This window comes from Chondromyces crocatus (genome assembly GCF_001189295.1).
Lineage (GTDB): Bacteria > Myxococcota_A > Polyangia > Polyangiales > Polyangiaceae > Chondromyces > Chondromyces crocatus.
In genome coordinates, this window is the sequence record NZ_CP012159.1 from 5,679,166 (window position 1) to 5,694,755 (window position 15,590).

Consider the following 15,590-nt stretch of genomic DNA (forward strand, 5'->3'; position numbering starts at 1 on the left):
TGACGTCGGGGGGCGTGGGAGTGGCGCTGGAGAGGATGAGAGGGGGATAGGAGCGGGATGAGAGGGAAGGCGGCCGGAAGCATCGGGCGGTGACATCTGTGTGGCCAGCCTGGGCCAGATGCGAGCCGGAGTTGCGCCATGAGTGGCCAGCGTTGCGTCGTTGTCATGTTCCCCTGCCGCCGTCGAGACGACGCGCTGGCCGCTCACGGGACAAGCCGCGGCCTTGAGGCGTCTGCAGACGGCTGGACTGCTTCTTGCTCGCCCTGTGACGAGCGATGACTCCGAGGCAAGCAGGGTTTGTTCCGGCGCCTTCAGCCTTCCGCAGTCCGTCATCTGTCCATTCCGCGTGGAGACCTCGTGACATTCACCTACCGACCCGATCGCGTTGCCTTCGATCGTCCAGCCAGGTCCGCATCGGCATCACACGCGACGCCATGTATCGCCCGCGCCGCGAACCTGCAAACCACGCTCCCGCGGACCCCACGACGAATGACGTCCCCACGCCACGTGGCGCTTCTTGCGAGCGCGGGAGCTGATTACAGTGTGGCTCGCATGGGGGTTCAGGTTGGCGCTCAGCTCGGCCCCTACCGTGTGCTCCATCCCCTGGGTCACGGCGGAATGGGCCAGGTCTTTGCAGTAAAGGACGCGTGTTCGGAGCGAGTCGTCGCGCTCAAGGTGCTCTCCGAGGAAGCTGCGAGCCACCCCCAGACCATCGCGCGCTTCGTTCAAGAGGGCAGGGCGCTCACGATGCTCCGGCACCCGGGCATCGTCGAGGTCACCTCCTGCGAGCGTCTCGAGGATGGCACCCCCTTCCTGGTGATGGAACTTCTCGAAGGGCTCTCCCTGCGGGACTGGATGGCGGTTCAGGACGGCCCGACGAAGCTGGAGACAGCCCTCTCGATCGCGCAGCAGCTCGCGGCGGCCATGGCCCACGTTCACGAGAAGGGCATCGTTCACCGCGATCTCAAGCCTGCCAACATCATGGTCATCTCGAAGGACGAGGCCTCCAGCCCTGGGCTCACCGTGAAGGTGCTCGACTTCGGGATTGCCAAGGTCCCTCCCGCGCCAACGGGAGGGATCGATACGCAGGTCCAGACGGCAGAGCTCGTGCAGATGGGAACTGCGCCGTACATGGCCCCGGAGCAAGCGCTGGGCGCGGCGGAGGTGGACGGCAAGTCGGATGTTTATGCCCTCGGTGTGGTCCTCTTCGAGCTGATCACGGGGCGGTTGCCGTTCGAGGCTGACGATGCCGTGGCGTTCGCCACCAAGCATGCGAAGGAGCAGGCTCCTTCGCTGCGCACGTTGCGTGCCGAGGTTTCAGGGGGGCTGTGCGTGCTCGTCGATGCCATGCTCGCCAAGGAGCCCCGGGAGCGGCCCACGATGGCGCGTTGCCGTGAGGCCCTCGCCGAGCCATGGCGACGCGACCGGAGCGTGTGTCCCTTTCCGGGTCTGGAGCCCTTCTCCGAGCACCAGGCCGAGCTTTTCTTCGGGCGACACGTGGAGACGGCCGAGATCCTGGAGCGCCTCGATGGAGCGCGCAGCGGACCTGTGCGGTGGGTCCAGATCGAGGGGTCGAGCGGCGTCGGGAAGTCGTCGCTGGTGCAGGCCGGCGTTCGCCCCCGGTTGCAGGACGAGCAGGCCCGGAACGGGGCTCTCTGGTCCGTCGCCTGGATGCGCCCTTCGCCCGATCCTCTGGGCGCTCTGGCCCAGGCGCTGAGCGAGGCCCTCGCGGGCGATGGACGCTCGCATCCCGTCGAGGAGATCACGGCCACCCTGCGCGACGAGCCCGGGGCTCTCCGAGCGTTCGCCGACCAGGTTCCGCCGGAGCGCATGCTGCTCGTGGTCATCGAGCAGATGGAGGAGCTGTTCACGACCGGCGTCGAGCAGGCCGCGCTCGTCGACGCCCTCCTGGACGATGCGCTCGATCAAGAGGGAACACGCCTGTGCCTCCTCACGACACTCCGCAGCGATTTCCTCCAGGGCCTGGACCGGCTGCCGAGGCTTTCACGCCGGCTCAACCGAGCGTCCAGGTATCACCTGCCCCCCGTGGACGAGGTCGCCCTGACAGCGGTCACGCAGGGCATGGGCAGGCGTGCTGGGCTCGAACTCTCCAGTCGGCTGGCAGGCCAGATGGTGCGTGACGCCGCGCGTGCGTCGTGTCGGCTCCTGCTGCTCGGGCACGCGCTCCAGGCACTCTGGTCCCCCGACGACCGTGAGGCGTCGAGCCTGGAGCAGCGCTACACCGCATTCGGCGGGGTGGGCGGTGCTCTCGGGAAGCATGCCGAGGCGCTGCTCGAGACGCTGGGTGCGGAGGGACGCGAGCGCGCGAAGTGGCTCGTCCTGAGCTTGGTCCAGGTCGACTCAGAGGCACCCGACGCGTGCCGTGTCCGCAAGCGCTCCGATGTGCTGGCGGCGGCGGGGAACGACGCGCTCGCGGAGGAGGTGTTGCTGCGTCTCGCCGGCACCGGGGCTGCCATGGACGCCGCGCATGGGGCCGGAATGCGGCTGATCTCCCTCTCCGGCGAGGCCGAGACGGACCCTGCCGACCAGGAGGTGGCGTTCATCCACGATGCCTTGCTCTCGCAGGTGCCAGCGATCTCGCGATGGCTCGACGAGGAGCGTGCGCGCCTCGAGCAACTCTCGGCGCTGGAGGAGGCCGCACGGATCTGGGAACGCGCTGGATGCGCGCAGAGCGATCTCCCCTCGGAGGCCGCCATGGCGCGGTACCGGGAAGCGTTCGAGGAGAGCCTGCGCCGAGGTGTTCCCCGCCCTCCGGTGAACCCGCTGGCGCAGCGATGCCTGGAGGAGGCCGCCCTGCGAGACCGGCGAGCGCGCGTGCGGAAGCGACGGATCGAGGGGCTGGTGATCCTCACCGGGACCGTGATCGTGGCGGGCGGCGTCTACGCCCTCGTGCAACAGCGCGCGGCCGAGGCGAACTTCCAGCGCGCGGAGCACACGCTCCACCGCCTCGTCGGCGCGGCGGAGCAGATCTCGGACATCGACTGGAAGCTCGGCCGGGTCCCGGGGATCCTCGCCAGGCGCCGCAAGCTCTTGAGCGGCATCGACGAGGCGCTGCAGTCGCTGCCCGAGGCCGACCTGCGGAAGCCGGAGGTCCGTGCGCGCGTGATCTCCACGAAGCATCGCCTCGGCGATCTGTACTGGTACAATGACTCCCTGGCGGTCGCCGAGCGCTACTACGGCGAGGCGCGGGCAGAGCTGGAGCGGGCTCGCGCCGTGAGCCAGGAAGCGCGCTGGTGGGGGCTCCAGCTCGCTCTCAACGAGTCGAAGCGGGGCAAGGTGGCGCTGGCGCGGGATCGGCTGGACGACGCTCAGCGTCATGTCGATGCATCGCTGGCGTTGCTCGGGACCGCTCCGGGGGCCGGACAGGACATCGACGACTTCAACCGCACGCTCGCGACGAGCACCTTGGAGCAAGCGGAGCTTTTGCTGGCGAGGGGCGATCTGGAAGGCGCGGCCCGGCGCCACGACGAGGCGATCGGGCGGCTCCGGGGCCTCGCAAGGGACGAGTACAACCAGAGCTTGCTGGCGCAGGCGCTCGTGGCGCAGGCCGGGGTGGCGATCACCCGGGGGGAGCTGGGGCGCGCGGGCGCGGCGCTCGACGAGGCGATGGCCATCCAGGCGCCGCTCGCCCGATCCGCGTCGGCCGACACATACACCCACCACATCCTGGCGTGCATCCATGCGGAGGCGGCCACGCTCGGGCTCGCGCAAGGGGAGCATGGCGTGGCCCGTCAGCACGGCGACGCCGCACGCGCACTGAGCCGGAAGCTGCACGAGGGAGATCCCGACCGGAAGGTCTACGCACTGGTGCTGGGCAAGAGCCTTCACGGACTGGAGGCACTGGCCGCGGCGGAGGGGGATCGCGCTGCGGAGGCCGCCGTGAGGGCCGAGCGGCATGCGCTGCTCGCGCCGTTCCTGCGCCTGGACGCCGAGGATGTGCGCTTCCAGCGGCTCGCTGGGCCGGAAGGAGGGCGGGGTAGGCCAGGGCGAGCGCCCCGAGCGGTCGAGGGGGACTCCGGGGAACCGGAACCCACGTCTCTCTGAAATCGTCGCTGCCACCGATCGACTCGGCGCGGAACGGCATCTTCCTGGAATAGCGGACCGTTCCCCGTGGTGGTCGCTCATGGAGCCTCATGCATACCTCCGAAGACACACTGCCCCGTGGCCTGATTCTCCTCGCTCAGCCGGAACTGCTGAACATCAACCCCACCGAGATGACCGATGCGCGACCGGAAGCCTACCGGGACATCCCGTATCGGATCGTCGAACTCAACCATGCCGAGTCCTTCCGCCCTCCGGGGGCGCCGAGGAACTGGAGCGCGGAGCAGCGCGCGCTCGACGAGCAGTTCCACGCGAGCGTGAAGCCACTCCGGGAAAAACACCCGGACTACAGCATCCTCTACTTCGGCTCGTCATCCATCCCGCTGACACTGTATCTCGGCTACTTGCTGGAGACCTGGCAGCGGACCGAGGTCGTGCCGCGCCATCACGACGCCCGATCATGGGGCTGGCGCTCGTCACCAGAAGGGAGGCCGGCGCGTCTCCTGCCGGTCACGCTCCCCGATTTCAAAGACCACTCGCCTGGCGAGGCAATCATCCGGATATCGACCTCTCACCAGGTCGATCAGTACATCACACGGCAGGTCGTCCCCGAGCCGGTGCTGGTCGAGGTCGACATCGCGCTGGAGCATCCTTCCGAGGATGCGTTCACGTCGATGGAGGAGATGTTCGAGGTCGCCAAGGCCTTCCGGCAAACGCTCGATTGCATCGGTGACCGCTTCCCTCGCGTGCAGAGGGTTCACCTGTTCGCGTCGGTGCAGACGGGGATGGCACTCCTGCTCGGCGCCCAGATCAGCAAGACGATGCACCCTGCCGTTCAGACCTATCAGTATACGCGCAGCAGCGGGGTCGAGCCATTCCATGCGCCCGCGCTGCTCATCAATGGGCCTCGATCGCCCGAACCCATCGCACTGAACGACGAGGAGGTGAACCTGGCCGCGCGTGACCGCGTCAACCTGGCGCAGGACTTCGATCGCATGCGGGGGCAGATCCGGCGGGAAGAGAAGGATCAGGAAGTCGAGTGGCCTGGTTCGGTGCTGGCGGAACCGGCTGGCCTCGCGGCGTTCAGCGGGATGTGGCGGAAGCTGCCACCCTTGTGCAAGACGCCGCTGAAGCAGACCCGGATCGATGTCGCGACGACGAGCGTGGAGGACAGCTTTCGCCTCAACCCGGCCAATGAATGGCAGATTGACGATCGGTGGCTGGCCCGGCTCGCGCAACGACTCCCCGAAGAGGACAGGCGGCGGCGCGCCCTCCGGATGCTGGTCCTTCACGAGGCGGTCCACCGCGGTCAGCAGGGGCTGACCCGGACGCTGAGCAAGGGGATCGGTCGGTTCCCCAAGGTGCTCGAGGAGGCCGACTACCACGCCGATGTCTGGGGAATGCTCTACGAGCGCTCCCTCACGGAGTTGGTCTCTCCCGACGAAATCGACAGGCCCGCGCGCTTCTTTCAAGCGTTGATCCGAATCGCTACGGAGACGATGTGGGCCTTCGACGACGATGGTCAGCCCCTGCGGATGATCCAGGTGCGTCGTCTCAACCGGTATCTCATCTGGTACTGGCAGTACCTGCTCCTCGAAGCCGCGGTGCTCCGGGACGCCGGCCTCACCGAGGTTTTGGCACTCCTCGCCCAGCGTCCAATCATCGAGCTGGCCGGCCCCACGCCATTGTCGCAGGATGAGCGTGTCTATTATCCCCTGGATGCCTCCCGGATGATGACGCCCGAGCTATGCGTTTATCATCAAGGTCGCCTCCACAGACATGGCGTCCGGATCGACTTTTCCCTCGCCGAGCTGATTGAAGGGGTGCGCGAGCGGAACGGGGATGCGATCCTCGACGTGCTGCGCGCAGCCGCGGAGCAGACGGCACGTTAGAATGGGGATGGGGGACGGTGAGGGCACTGGAGAGCGCCAGGAAGGGGTGGCTGGAGACGTGAACGCTCAGCGGAGTCGGGCCGCGGATCGGGGCGAGGTTCGGGAACTCTCCGTGGAAGAGCTCATCGAGCGCGCTCGGGCTGGCAAGCAAGGCGCGTTCGAGGAGCTGTTCCGCCGGTATCGACCGAAGGTGGGGACCTGGGCGGAGCAGCAGGGGCGGGGGCAGCCTGGAACGACGCGACCCTCGGACATCGCGCAGAACACGGCAAAGCGCGCCTTCGAGCGGTTCGTAACGTTCAAGGGGACCTCGGAAGGCGAGTGGACGGTCTGGTTGAAGGAGATCCTCAAGAACTGCCTCCTGGAGAGTCAGCGTGCCGGCAGGACGAAGAAGCGAGGAGGCCACACGATCCCTCTGGAGGATGCGTGCGCCGAGCTGCCCAGCCCGGAGGCCAGCGCGAGTCAGGTGATGGCCAGGAGCGAGCAACATCAAAAGCTCCTCGCGTCGCTTTACCAGCATCTCCCTGAGGAGCAGAGCCAAGCGATCTGGCTATGCCACCTGAAGGGATTTCCCGTTGCAGAGGTCGCTCAGAAGATGGGCAAGTCGCCAAACGCCATCGGTGGCCTTCTGGCACGAGGGATGAAGCGGTTGCGGCAGGTAATGAACGAGGAGCCGTCCGTCGACCAAGGCGAGCCGCCGGTATCCGAAGGGGCGGTGGAGGCGCTGCTCGTCTACCTGCGCCGCTGCGAAAGTGGGGTGAGTGTGGACCGAGCGGCCTTTCTCGCCGAGCATCCCGAAGGTGGAGACGAGCTGCAATCGATGCTGACCTGGATCGACCAGATCCGCGCGCTCTGGGCCTCCTCCGAGGGGACCGAGGAGAGCCATTGAAACAGGAGGTGCTCATGCTTTCACCAGGGGCGCGCATCGGGGATTACGAGGTGGTGCGGCATGCTGCGGAGGGGGCGACGAGCGACGTCTACGAGGCGCGACACGTGGGCGATGGCCATCCAGCAGCGTTGAAGCTGATGCTCGTAGAGCTGTGCTTGCACGTGGACGTGGTCACCCGCTTCCACAATGAAGCGCAGGCCCTCGAACAGGTGCGTCATGCGCGCATCGTTTCACTCTTTGCGTGGGGGACGACGCCGGAGGGGCCTCCCTACATGGTGCTGGAGTGGCTCCCGAAGACGCTGGAGGGGGAACTGGGGCGTGCTCCGTCAGGGCTGTCGAGCGAGGTCGCGACACGGATAGCCATGCAGATCGCAGAGGCGCTCTCGGTGCTGCATGATCGAGGCATCGTTCACCGCGATCTGAAGCCGGAAAACCTCCTGCTGGCGGAGCACGACCTGGCCACCGCGGACTTGAAGCTGACCGATCTCGGTCTTGCCAAGCTGCTCCGCGGGGGGGTCGGTCCGGGCTCGATGGCGAACGTCACGCCGACGGGGATGTTTCCTGTTTCCACCGGGGGGGACGATGTGATCGGCACCTGGGAGTACATGGCCCCGGAGCAATGGGTGCGGGCGAAGGACGTCGACGCCAAAGCGGATGTCTATGCCCTCGGGGTGATCCTTTTCCGGATGCTGGTGGGGCGTTTGCCGTTCGAAGCCGAGCAGCGCAAGGACTGGATGGGGCTTCACCTGCTGGAGCCGCCGCCGCTGGACTGCCTCGATGGCCGGGCCTCGGCGCCGCTCCGGGACCTCGTGGCCTGCATGTTGAGCAAGAAGGCAGCGTCGAGGCCCACCATGCACCAGGTGCGGAAGGCGCTCGCGGGACAGGGGGCGCACTGAGGCAGATGCGTGGACCACCTGCGTACCGCGAAAAATGAACCTCCGAATGAACGAGACGGCGATCGGTTCCTCGACGAAGCGCATCCTTTCCTGGTGAGGGATGTGTCGGGGCCACGAGGCCTACGGCAAGCCCCTGCATCACGAGGAGAATGGCAATGGCAAACGAGCGTCGGGTGGACTGCGTCATCACGTCGGGTCAGACGGAGGCACACCAGCGAATCTTGGCAATCGGTGGTGAATACCAAGGCAGTCGCTGGCAGGACACGCAGCAGGAGGCGATTGCCAACATCGAGACCGGGCGGAAGAGCTACTACGTCAAGGAACCCGGGGGGCCTCGTGTGGAGGTCGTCGTGGGTTCACGGAACGGGAAGAAGTACCTCAAGACGGAGAATGACGGCGAACAGCCGAACAACCTGCTGTCGCTGAGAGAGTGCCGCTAGGCACACGAGGAGCAGGTGCTCGGTGGCAGGGAGAAGAGGACAATCTCTGTCACTGCCCTGCCGCCCAGCCCTGGTTCGGTATCCGAAGCCCCGCCGCATGACTTGCACTGAACCTCGGTGCTCTGACGGCAGGGATTCGTTCAAAGGGAGAGAGCATGGCCAACGTACAGAAGCAATTCGAGTCGTTCGATGAGACCATCAAGCTGCGCAGGTACCACGAGAATGCGACTCTGGCAGAGAAGCGCGAGAGGATACTTCGTCGCCTGAGCGAAGGCATCAAGGAGCAGCGAAACCAAGGCGTCGACATCCCTTCCTATCGCGACTTCAATCAAGGCAGCTACGACATCGGAACGGGTGTAAAGCCTATCGGCGGAGGCGAATACGATATTGACGTCGGGATCGAATTCGATCTTCCGACGAGTGATCATACGCCTGTCGAGGTCAAGAAGTGGGTATTGAGGGCCGTCGAGGATCATACGACGAGCGTCGAGATGCGTAAGTCCTGCGTGACCGTGACCTACGTGGAGGGCGGGGAACCGAAGTATCACGTCGATCTCGCGGTGTACTCGAAGGCCCAGCGAAACCCGGACGGGAAGATGTATCTGGCCCGGGGGAAAGAACATTCCGCGAAGGAGCACCAGGAGTGGTCGCCATCGGCCCCTGAGGAGCTTACGGACAAGATCAACAATCGATTCATTGGGGACGATGGGCGACAGTTTCGTCAGGCCATCCGCGCCCTGAAGCGGTGGAAGGATCACCGATTCTCACGTGAGGGGCAGTCTGCTCCGCGTGGGATCGCGCTGGCGGTGGCTGCGCTTCACTGGTTCACGCCGGCGACGACGATGGCGGAGGGGGATCCTCAGCGTGATACCTTGGGTGCGCTGATCCTGTTTCTCGACGCATTGCTCCGTCAATTCAGTTTCACAGAAGACTCGCAAGGCGAGCGTTATCCGCGCCTCGTGGTCAGGTGCCCTGTGGAACCGTTCGACGATCTTTGCGCTCGCATGACGGCGGAGCAGATGCGCCAGTTTCACGGCCGTGTCGAGACGCTGCTCGAAGCGCTGCGTGAGGCGCAGAGCGACCCGGATCCGCACACGGCCTGTATGACGCTTCAGCGAGAATTCGGGGACGATTTCCCCGTACCGCCGAAGGACGATACCGGCTCGCCACGTCGCAAGGCCATCACGCATTCGGGGGCCTCGGGGTGACGATACTGAGCCAGGCCCGATACGATATCATCCTGGATGACCTCATCCAGGATGGCATTCTGGAGGATGCGTGTCGGCTGCCCAAGGGGCGCCTGGGCGACGTATGGGGAAAGGGCCGCTCCCTCGTGAGCGGCCTGGAAGGAGCGTGGCAGATCGGCTCGACGCGGGTGCGCATCGGCGTGGGGCTGAGTGCGGGTTTCCCCTTGAGGTTGCCCGACATTTTTCATCTATCTCATGGCGAAGAGGCTCTCCTCCCGCATGTGGAGGAGGATGGCCGCATCTGTTGCTTCGACCGTGAAGGCCTGGTTCTCGATCGTCATCGACCGGCTCAGATTCTGCGTGAAACGTTGGCGCAAGCTCGCCGGACGATCGAGGCAGGAATGAAGGGGGAGAATCGCCTCGAACTGTTCGACGAATGCGAGTCGTACTGGTGGGCTACGCGTCAGCGCCTTCACTGCAACGTCGCTCCTGATGAAGTGGCTCGAAAGATCATTGTGTTCCACGGGATACCCAGTGGGGTCGCTGCTGATCGGGGCGCGCTCGAAGAGATGTCTCCGCTGTTTCGTAATGGCACGTGGAGCGAGCAGAACGGGCTGTATGTTCCCCTCGAACCGAGCCTTCTCTCGGACCGGGATTTCCATCCTGGGGACATCGACTCCGATGCGGCGCTGCACGACCTCATGGAGACGCACGTATCCGCTGCGAATCGGGAACGCCTCGGGAGAGCGAGGCACACTCGCGGGTACAAGCAGTTCCTGATTCTAGGCATTCCAAGGGCCGCAGGCGGGAGGGCTTTGCTGGGACTGTGGTTGGACGCTCCCAGATCGGCGTCTCGTCGTCGTCGCATCAGGAGTCATGAGCTTCGAGGCTCGCTCTCGCGTGTGGCGCTTGTACGCGCGGATCCCCATGCATTGCAAGGGCGGCTGGTGACCGCGCCTTCCGTGAAGGGGGCGCACGTCGTGATCGTCGGCTGTGGTGCCCTTGGAGGACACCTGGCCAGTTGCCTCGCCTGGGCCGGCGTTGGACGGCTGACGCTCGTGGATCCTGACCCATTTTTGCCGACGAACACATTTCGCCATGTGCTGGGACGAAGTGGCGTGGGCACCCAAAGCAAGGTCTTCGCCTTGAAGCAAGAGCTGGAGACCAAAATCCCGCGGATCGAGATCACAGACGTCGCGAGCAACTTCGAGGTGGCGCTTCGTGATGGTGTCGTGAAGCTGGACGGGAGTTCTCTCGTCGTGGTGACGACAGGTGATGTGACAGGATGCCTGGGACTCAACGCGCACCTCGTCATGCAGCCGCTGACACCAGCCGTGATCTACGCATGGATCGAACCTCATGGTCTGGGAGGGCACGCTGTACTCACCAACACCCGCAAAGCGGGCGCTTCGGGTTGTTTCGAGTGCCTCTTCGAGGACGATCCCGAGTTCGGACTCGTGAACCGGGCGGACTACGCCGCGCCAGGACAGCGTTTTGCCAGTCGTGATCGGACCTGTTCCAGTGCGTTCGTTCCCTATGGGGATCTCGATGCTCGAGAGACGGCCAACCTGGCTGCGAGGCTGGCCATCGAAACCCTGGACGGTCGCGTCCTGGGCCATCCGCTGCGCTCGTGGAGGGGGGACGCGACGGCATTCCATGGCGCCGGCTTCCGGACTTCCGCGCGCTACGATCGGCAGAGCGTGGGCCAGGGGACCTGCGGGTCGTCCTACGCGCGTGAGGGGTGCCGGTGTTGCGGGGGGCGGTCGACGTGACCGCCCTCGTTTTTCTCCGTGAAGGAGGCGCCCGCTTCAAGCTCGATGCAGCGGTGGTGAGGGTCATGGGAGGCCGCGCGCAGCACGACCCGCATGCGCTCGAGGCCGGTGGGGTTCTCGTCGGTCGTCACATTCGAGGGAGCCGTGACGTGGTCGTCGACCTCGTCACCGAGCCAATGCCTGGGGACAGGCAGAGCCGCTACAGCTTTCATCGAAGCCAGAAGCCGCATCAGCGCTTTCTCGACGAGATATGGCGAACAAGCCGCAAGACATGTGTCTACCTGGGAGAATGGCATACCCATCCGGAGCGTCACCCTTCACCTTCGTCGGTCGATCTTGCGGACTGGCGCAAGCGGCTGGTGAAGGACCAGGTCGATAGCGAGTCCATGTTCTTCGTCATCGTCGGGCAGGTGGAGACCGCTGCCTGGGAAGGGTTTCGGGGCACAGGCAGACTCGCCCGCCTGGAGGCCGTGCAGCATGCGCCGACCTGACTGAACTGCTTGGCGTGATCCGGTTGCAAGTGGCAGGCGCTGACCTTTCGTTGCCGTCAGATACCGCACGCACGATAGCCGGGCCGAGTCATGACTCTCATGGTAATACGGAGCCTGCGCATGGCCCCTCTCTACCGACGGTTGCGATTCCCCACCCGTGCCGAGCACCTCGCACAGTTCTCGACGTACCAGGTACGGCTCGATCACTGGCGACCGCTGGCGGCCCCGTTCGAGGATGCGTTCACGGGCGTCTACGAGAGGGGAGACGCCGCGATCCTGCTCATCCACGGCGCTCAGGGCAGTGGCAAGACCCTGTTCTGCGATCGGCTCGAGCGAGATTTCCTGCGTGCAGCCGAGGGCGAGATCGAGCCACAGCGTGAGAACCTCTGGCATACGCTCGTGGGTGGCGAGCCCATGTCCAGGGATACCATCCGAGAAGCCACCGCTGGCACCGAGCTTCACCGCATCCGGCCCGAAGAAGGCTGGCTGGCGAAGCAGCGCGAGTTCGCTCGTGGAGACCGCCGGCGCAAGGTGAGGGTCTTCCTGCTCGATGATGCCCATAATGAGGTATTTCTTTGTGAGTTTGCAGGGGTCGGGCTGGACTGGTTTCGCGCACGGCCCCGCAAGGAGTCGGAAATGGGCATCGTCGGCAGCGTCGGCCAGAATCTGGTCGCGGAGTGCAGGGGCGATTTTCAGCGGTCGATCTTTTTGCTCACCTCCGCGAGCGCAGACTTGTTCATGAGCCTTCACCAGGAGATCGAGCGCTGGCACGCGCGTCTCTCGGTCTGCAAGGAACTGCCGCTCCCCAGATCCGACGTCAAAGAGACGATCGTCAGGACAAACACGAACCGGTTGAATGACGTCAGTTACTGGTACTGCCTCGACGCAGCGGGGCCGGACGAGAAGAAGCGCGTCCATCATGTCCTTGGTGAGCAGAAGGGGTTCACTGACTCCTTCCTGGCGGTCGACGACGCTCTCAAGAGTTCACGCCGACGAGGCGCTCCGGCCAGCCGCAACGTCATCACGCTGGTGACGCTGGGGGCTGTCCCGCCCGATGTGAAGGCGTTCCTCGAAACACGGGAGGTAGAACCCTCGGAGGAGTACCTCGGTACCCATCTGGGCGTCTGGTACGTGCGAGAACAGTGGGCTTCGGCCTTCGTGGAGGGCAGCGTGGAGCAAGCAAGGCGTGCCGAGCTGGTCCAGTCCGAGTTCGCTCTGCGCTGGGTCACCCTCGACATGCGGGGCGTGTATGCCTTGTGCCGGCCACCCGTCACAGGAGACCTCGGGATGAAGCTCCTCGACGCAATCCAGCTCTTTCCTTCATCCACGGCCGAACAGCAGCGGCACCGCGCCACGTACCAGAGACTCGATCTGGAACTGCAAGAGCCCGCCCTGGGAATGCCCGACCTCGACACTTTCGCCATGAACTTCCGAACGCTCGGCCAGCGCCGCAATGTCCTCTACGAGCCCGCGATCGCCGCCCGCGTGGTGGACTACAACAAAGGGTTCGAGGTATTTCCGAGAGTAAGACCCGATCTCATCGCGTCGGAGTACTCGCCGTGCGCTGTCACGTCGGCGCGATCAGGCTCGCCGGCGGACATCAACAAAGCCATTCAGCGGATGTGCCACGCCATCGAGTTCACGGCCTTTCTCGACCACCAGCTCAAAGGCTTGGATGCTTACCTGCTCGGGAAAATCGAGAGCTACGCGATGCTACTGGAGCAAGTCTGAGCCTGGCTGGGTCGACGCGGAGCGTCGTCGGTCATCGGCGTCGACCCCGCTGAAATCCGGTTCTGCGCGCGGGAGGTGGTGGTACTCCGGAAGGTGACGCCTCGGAGGATGAAGGATGGATGCTGCGCGCAGGACACGGTGGACGGGGGGAGTAGCGGCTGCCGGGACGCTGTTGCTCGTCGGAGCCTGTCATGTGCTCTCCGGGCTGGATGGGTTCGAGATCACGGAAGGGAACCAGGCGTCGGGGGTGGGGGGCGGAGGTGCCGATGCGGCTTCCGGCGGCGCCGGTGGGAACGGTGCGGGCGCGGGGGGAAGTGGAGGGGGCCTCGGAGGGGCCGGCGGCGGAGAGCCCTGTGCGGCGCAGGACGGCAAGCGGGATTGCTACACCGGATATCCTGGGACGGAAGGCGTTGGCATCTGCAAGGGGGGCACGCAGCATTGCCTCGAAGATGGCTACTGGGGGCCGTGTGAAGGCGAGGTCGTGCCGGACACGGAGACGGACGAGCCGACGCGCGACAAGGACTGCGGGGGCACGGCGCTCGTGGATCGCGCGCTCCTGGCGCGGTACTTCATCAACGAAGCGGCGACGGGGACTGCGCCGGCCGTGCTGCGGGATTCTGCGCCTGGGCCCGTCGACCTCGCGCTCGACTACGGGAGCAACCTGTCCTTCATCGAGGCGTGGACGAACCGGCGAGGCTTGAGCTGGGCCGACATGAACAGCGCGGGGAGGGCCTCGGCGTCCGTGCCAGGGACCAAGCTCCAGGACGCCCTGGCAGGGGCTCGCGTGCTCACCCTGGAGGCCGTGGTCGACATCGCGAGCATCAGCAACGACATCCCCCGGCTCTTCTCGCTCGACGTCGGCACCAGCGAGCGGCTCGGCCTCTCGTTCCTCACCACGCCGACGCGCGTCCGCCTGAGCATGAACGAGCAGGAAGCCAGCACCTGGCCCCTCTCGTTCCCGACGGGTCGTGCGGTGATCCACGTGATCCTGAACACCTCGGACCCCGATCCCGCCGAGCGATGGAAGCTCTACCTGAACGGTCAGCTGTTCCCGGGAACGCGGCCGAACCCGCCGCTCCCCGAAGGGACGCTGGTCGACCTCTCCCAGGCGGCGACGATGCTCGTCGGCAACACCGTGGCGAACAATGGCTCCTTCCGCGGCCATCTTTTCTACCTCGCCCTCTACGTCACGGTGTTCTCCGGCCTCGAGGTGGAGCTCAACACCGGCTTGCTGCTCGACAACGATGACGACTGGCGCACCCCGACCCTGGGCGGCCCCTGAAAGCAGCCGAGCCGTCCTCTCGAAAGCAGCCGAGCCGGCCTCTCATGGAAACCAGCACCTCTGACCGCGACCAGCCCAACCGTTTCAACTCGCCCGGGGTGCTCGCCATGTTCGGCGGTCCCTTCGCGGCCCTGTTCGGTGTGGCGTTCGTCGCGGCCTCGTTCCTGGATCCGAACACGGGCGTTCTGGCAGGCATCCTGGGGGCGCTGGCGCTCGTGGGCGGTGGGCTCACGTTCGTCTGGGGGCGCCGGGAGACGCGTCGCTGGTTCGCCGAGCGAGAGGCCCGCGACGCAGCGGTGCCCGCCGAAGAGAGGCTGAGCGACAGGACCCGTCGCGAGATCCTCGATGTGCTCGCGGTGGCGCTGTCGGGCGAGGTGGTGCCGGCACGACACACGGGCTGGCTCGATGGAGACGAGGTGCGCTTCGCGCCGGAGGCCCAGGACCATCTGCGCATCGAGCGGGAGTCCTTGGTGCTGGTCGTCTACCACCTCGCGATGCCGCGGCGGGGCAACGTCGCCGACGGGGGCCTGGGGATCGCGGAGACCGGATACTGGCGGGTGCGTGCCCTTGTCGACACCACGCGCACGTTCGACATCGTGCACCGGGGTCCGCTCGGGATGACGGCGTTCTGGGCAGCGCAATCCGCGAAGACGGGGGATGACGGGTTCGATGGGTCGTTCATCGTGGCCGGGCAGGACTGTGCCTGGGCGGCTGGGCAGGTCACCGAAGCGACGCGGAAGGTGCTGGTTGCCGACCCGACGGCCATCCTGCGTGGGCGAGCGGGAAGGGTGGAGATGCTGTGGCCCGATGGGGGGACGATGCCGCTCACGGTGACGCGGTTCGCGCAGGCGGCGGAGGTCGTGAGCCAGTTGGCGGGGGCGGTGGTGGAGGGGGGCTGAGGGGCGGTGGTGGAGGGGGCCAGCGGCTGCTTCGGGGAGGGTCAGGGGGAGG

General features: G+C 65.8%; 11 protein-coding genes. All 11 read left to right on the top strand.

What is annotated here, in order from left to right:
* Positions 1–552: 552 nt before the first annotated feature.
* Entirely contained in the window at positions 553–4,065 is a 3,513-nt protein-coding gene (locus CMC5_RS20780; protein WP_050432046.1) for a serine/threonine-protein kinase, read from the top strand.
* Between the two features lie 89 nt (positions 4,066–4,154).
* Positions 4,155–5,954 (top strand): SAVED domain-containing protein, encoded by a 1,800-nt coding sequence (locus tag CMC5_RS20785; RefSeq protein WP_050432047.1) that lies wholly within the window; start codon positions 4,155–4,157, stop codon positions 5,952–5,954.
* Between the two features lie 7 nt (positions 5,955–5,961).
* Complete coding sequence (locus tag CMC5_RS20790; RefSeq protein WP_218920290.1) at positions 5,962–6,840, top strand: RNA polymerase sigma factor; 879 nt, start codon at positions 5,962–5,964, stop codon at positions 6,838–6,840.
* Positions 6,841–6,854: 14 nt separating this feature from the next.
* Positions 6,855–7,736 (top strand): serine/threonine-protein kinase, encoded by an 882-nt coding sequence (locus CMC5_RS20795; RefSeq protein ID WP_063796610.1) that lies wholly within the window; start codon positions 6,855–6,857, stop codon positions 7,734–7,736.
* Positions 7,737–7,891: 155 nt separating this feature from the next.
* Positions 7,892–8,176 (top strand): DUF3892 domain-containing protein, encoded by a 285-nt coding sequence (locus tag CMC5_RS20800; protein ID WP_050432050.1) that lies wholly within the window; start codon positions 7,892–7,894, stop codon positions 8,174–8,176.
* A gap of 155 nt (positions 8,177–8,331) precedes the next feature.
* Positions 8,332–9,384, top strand: a complete 1,053-nt coding sequence (locus CMC5_RS20805; protein ID WP_050432051.1) for a cyclic GMP-AMP synthase DncV-like nucleotidyltransferase — start codon at positions 8,332–8,334, stop codon at positions 9,382–9,384.
* A 125-nt stretch (positions 9,385–9,509) separates the two neighbouring features.
* Entirely contained in the window at positions 9,510–11,135 is a 1,626-nt protein-coding gene (locus CMC5_RS42785) for a ThiF family adenylyltransferase (protein ID WP_156338751.1), read from the top strand.
* Between the two features lie 56 nt (positions 11,136–11,191).
* A complete protein-coding gene (locus CMC5_RS20820; protein WP_281180887.1) occupies positions 11,192–11,626 on the top strand; it encodes a Mov34/MPN/PAD-1 family protein in 435 nt (144 codons plus the stop codon).
* 120 nt (positions 11,627–11,746) lie between these two features.
* Positions 11,747–13,357 carry a hypothetical protein gene (locus CMC5_RS20825; RefSeq protein ID WP_050432055.1) on the top strand — a complete coding sequence of 537 codons (1,611 nt, stop codon included), beginning with the start codon at positions 11,747–11,749 and terminating at the stop codon, positions 13,355–13,357.
* Positions 13,358–13,472: 115 nt separating this feature from the next.
* A complete protein-coding gene (locus CMC5_RS20830) occupies positions 13,473–14,639 on the top strand; it encodes a hypothetical protein (RefSeq protein WP_156338753.1) in 1,167 nt (388 codons plus the stop codon).
* A gap of 44 nt (positions 14,640–14,683) precedes the next feature.
* Positions 14,684–15,538: a hypothetical protein gene (locus CMC5_RS46005; protein WP_050432057.1), complete on the top strand. Its 855-nt coding sequence runs from the start codon at positions 14,684–14,686 to the stop codon at positions 15,536–15,538.
* Positions 15,539–15,590 lie beyond the last annotated feature (52 nt).

What these genes read in the sequence shown, in the direction of transcription:
- CMC5_RS20780 (WP_050432046.1), top strand. Translation starts at nt 553, where the DNA reads ATGGGGGTTCAGGTTGGCGCTCAGCTCGGCCCCTACCGTGTGCTCCAT.
- CMC5_RS20785 (WP_050432047.1), top strand. Translation starts at nt 4,155, where the DNA reads ATGCATACCTCCGAAGACACACTGCCCCGTGGCCTGATTCTCCTCGCT.
- CMC5_RS20790 (WP_218920290.1), top strand. Translation starts at nt 5,962, where the DNA reads ATGGGGGACGGTGAGGGCACTGGAGAGCGCCAGGAAGGGGTGGCTGGA.
- CMC5_RS20795 (WP_063796610.1), top strand. Translation starts at nt 6,855, where the DNA reads ATGCTTTCACCAGGGGCGCGCATCGGGGATTACGAGGTGGTGCGGCAT.
- CMC5_RS20800 (WP_050432050.1), top strand. Translation starts at nt 7,892, where the DNA reads ATGGCAAACGAGCGTCGGGTGGACTGCGTCATCACGTCGGGTCAGACG.
- CMC5_RS20805 (WP_050432051.1), top strand. Translation starts at nt 8,332, where the DNA reads ATGGCCAACGTACAGAAGCAATTCGAGTCGTTCGATGAGACCATCAAG.
- CMC5_RS20825 (WP_050432055.1), top strand. Translation starts at nt 11,747, where the DNA reads ATGGCCCCTCTCTACCGACGGTTGCGATTCCCCACCCGTGCCGAGCAC.
- CMC5_RS20830 (WP_156338753.1), top strand. Translation starts at nt 13,473, where the DNA reads ATGGATGCTGCGCGCAGGACACGGTGGACGGGGGGAGTAGCGGCTGCC.
- CMC5_RS46005 (WP_050432057.1), top strand. Translation starts at nt 14,684, where the DNA reads ATGGAAACCAGCACCTCTGACCGCGACCAGCCCAACCGTTTCAACTCG.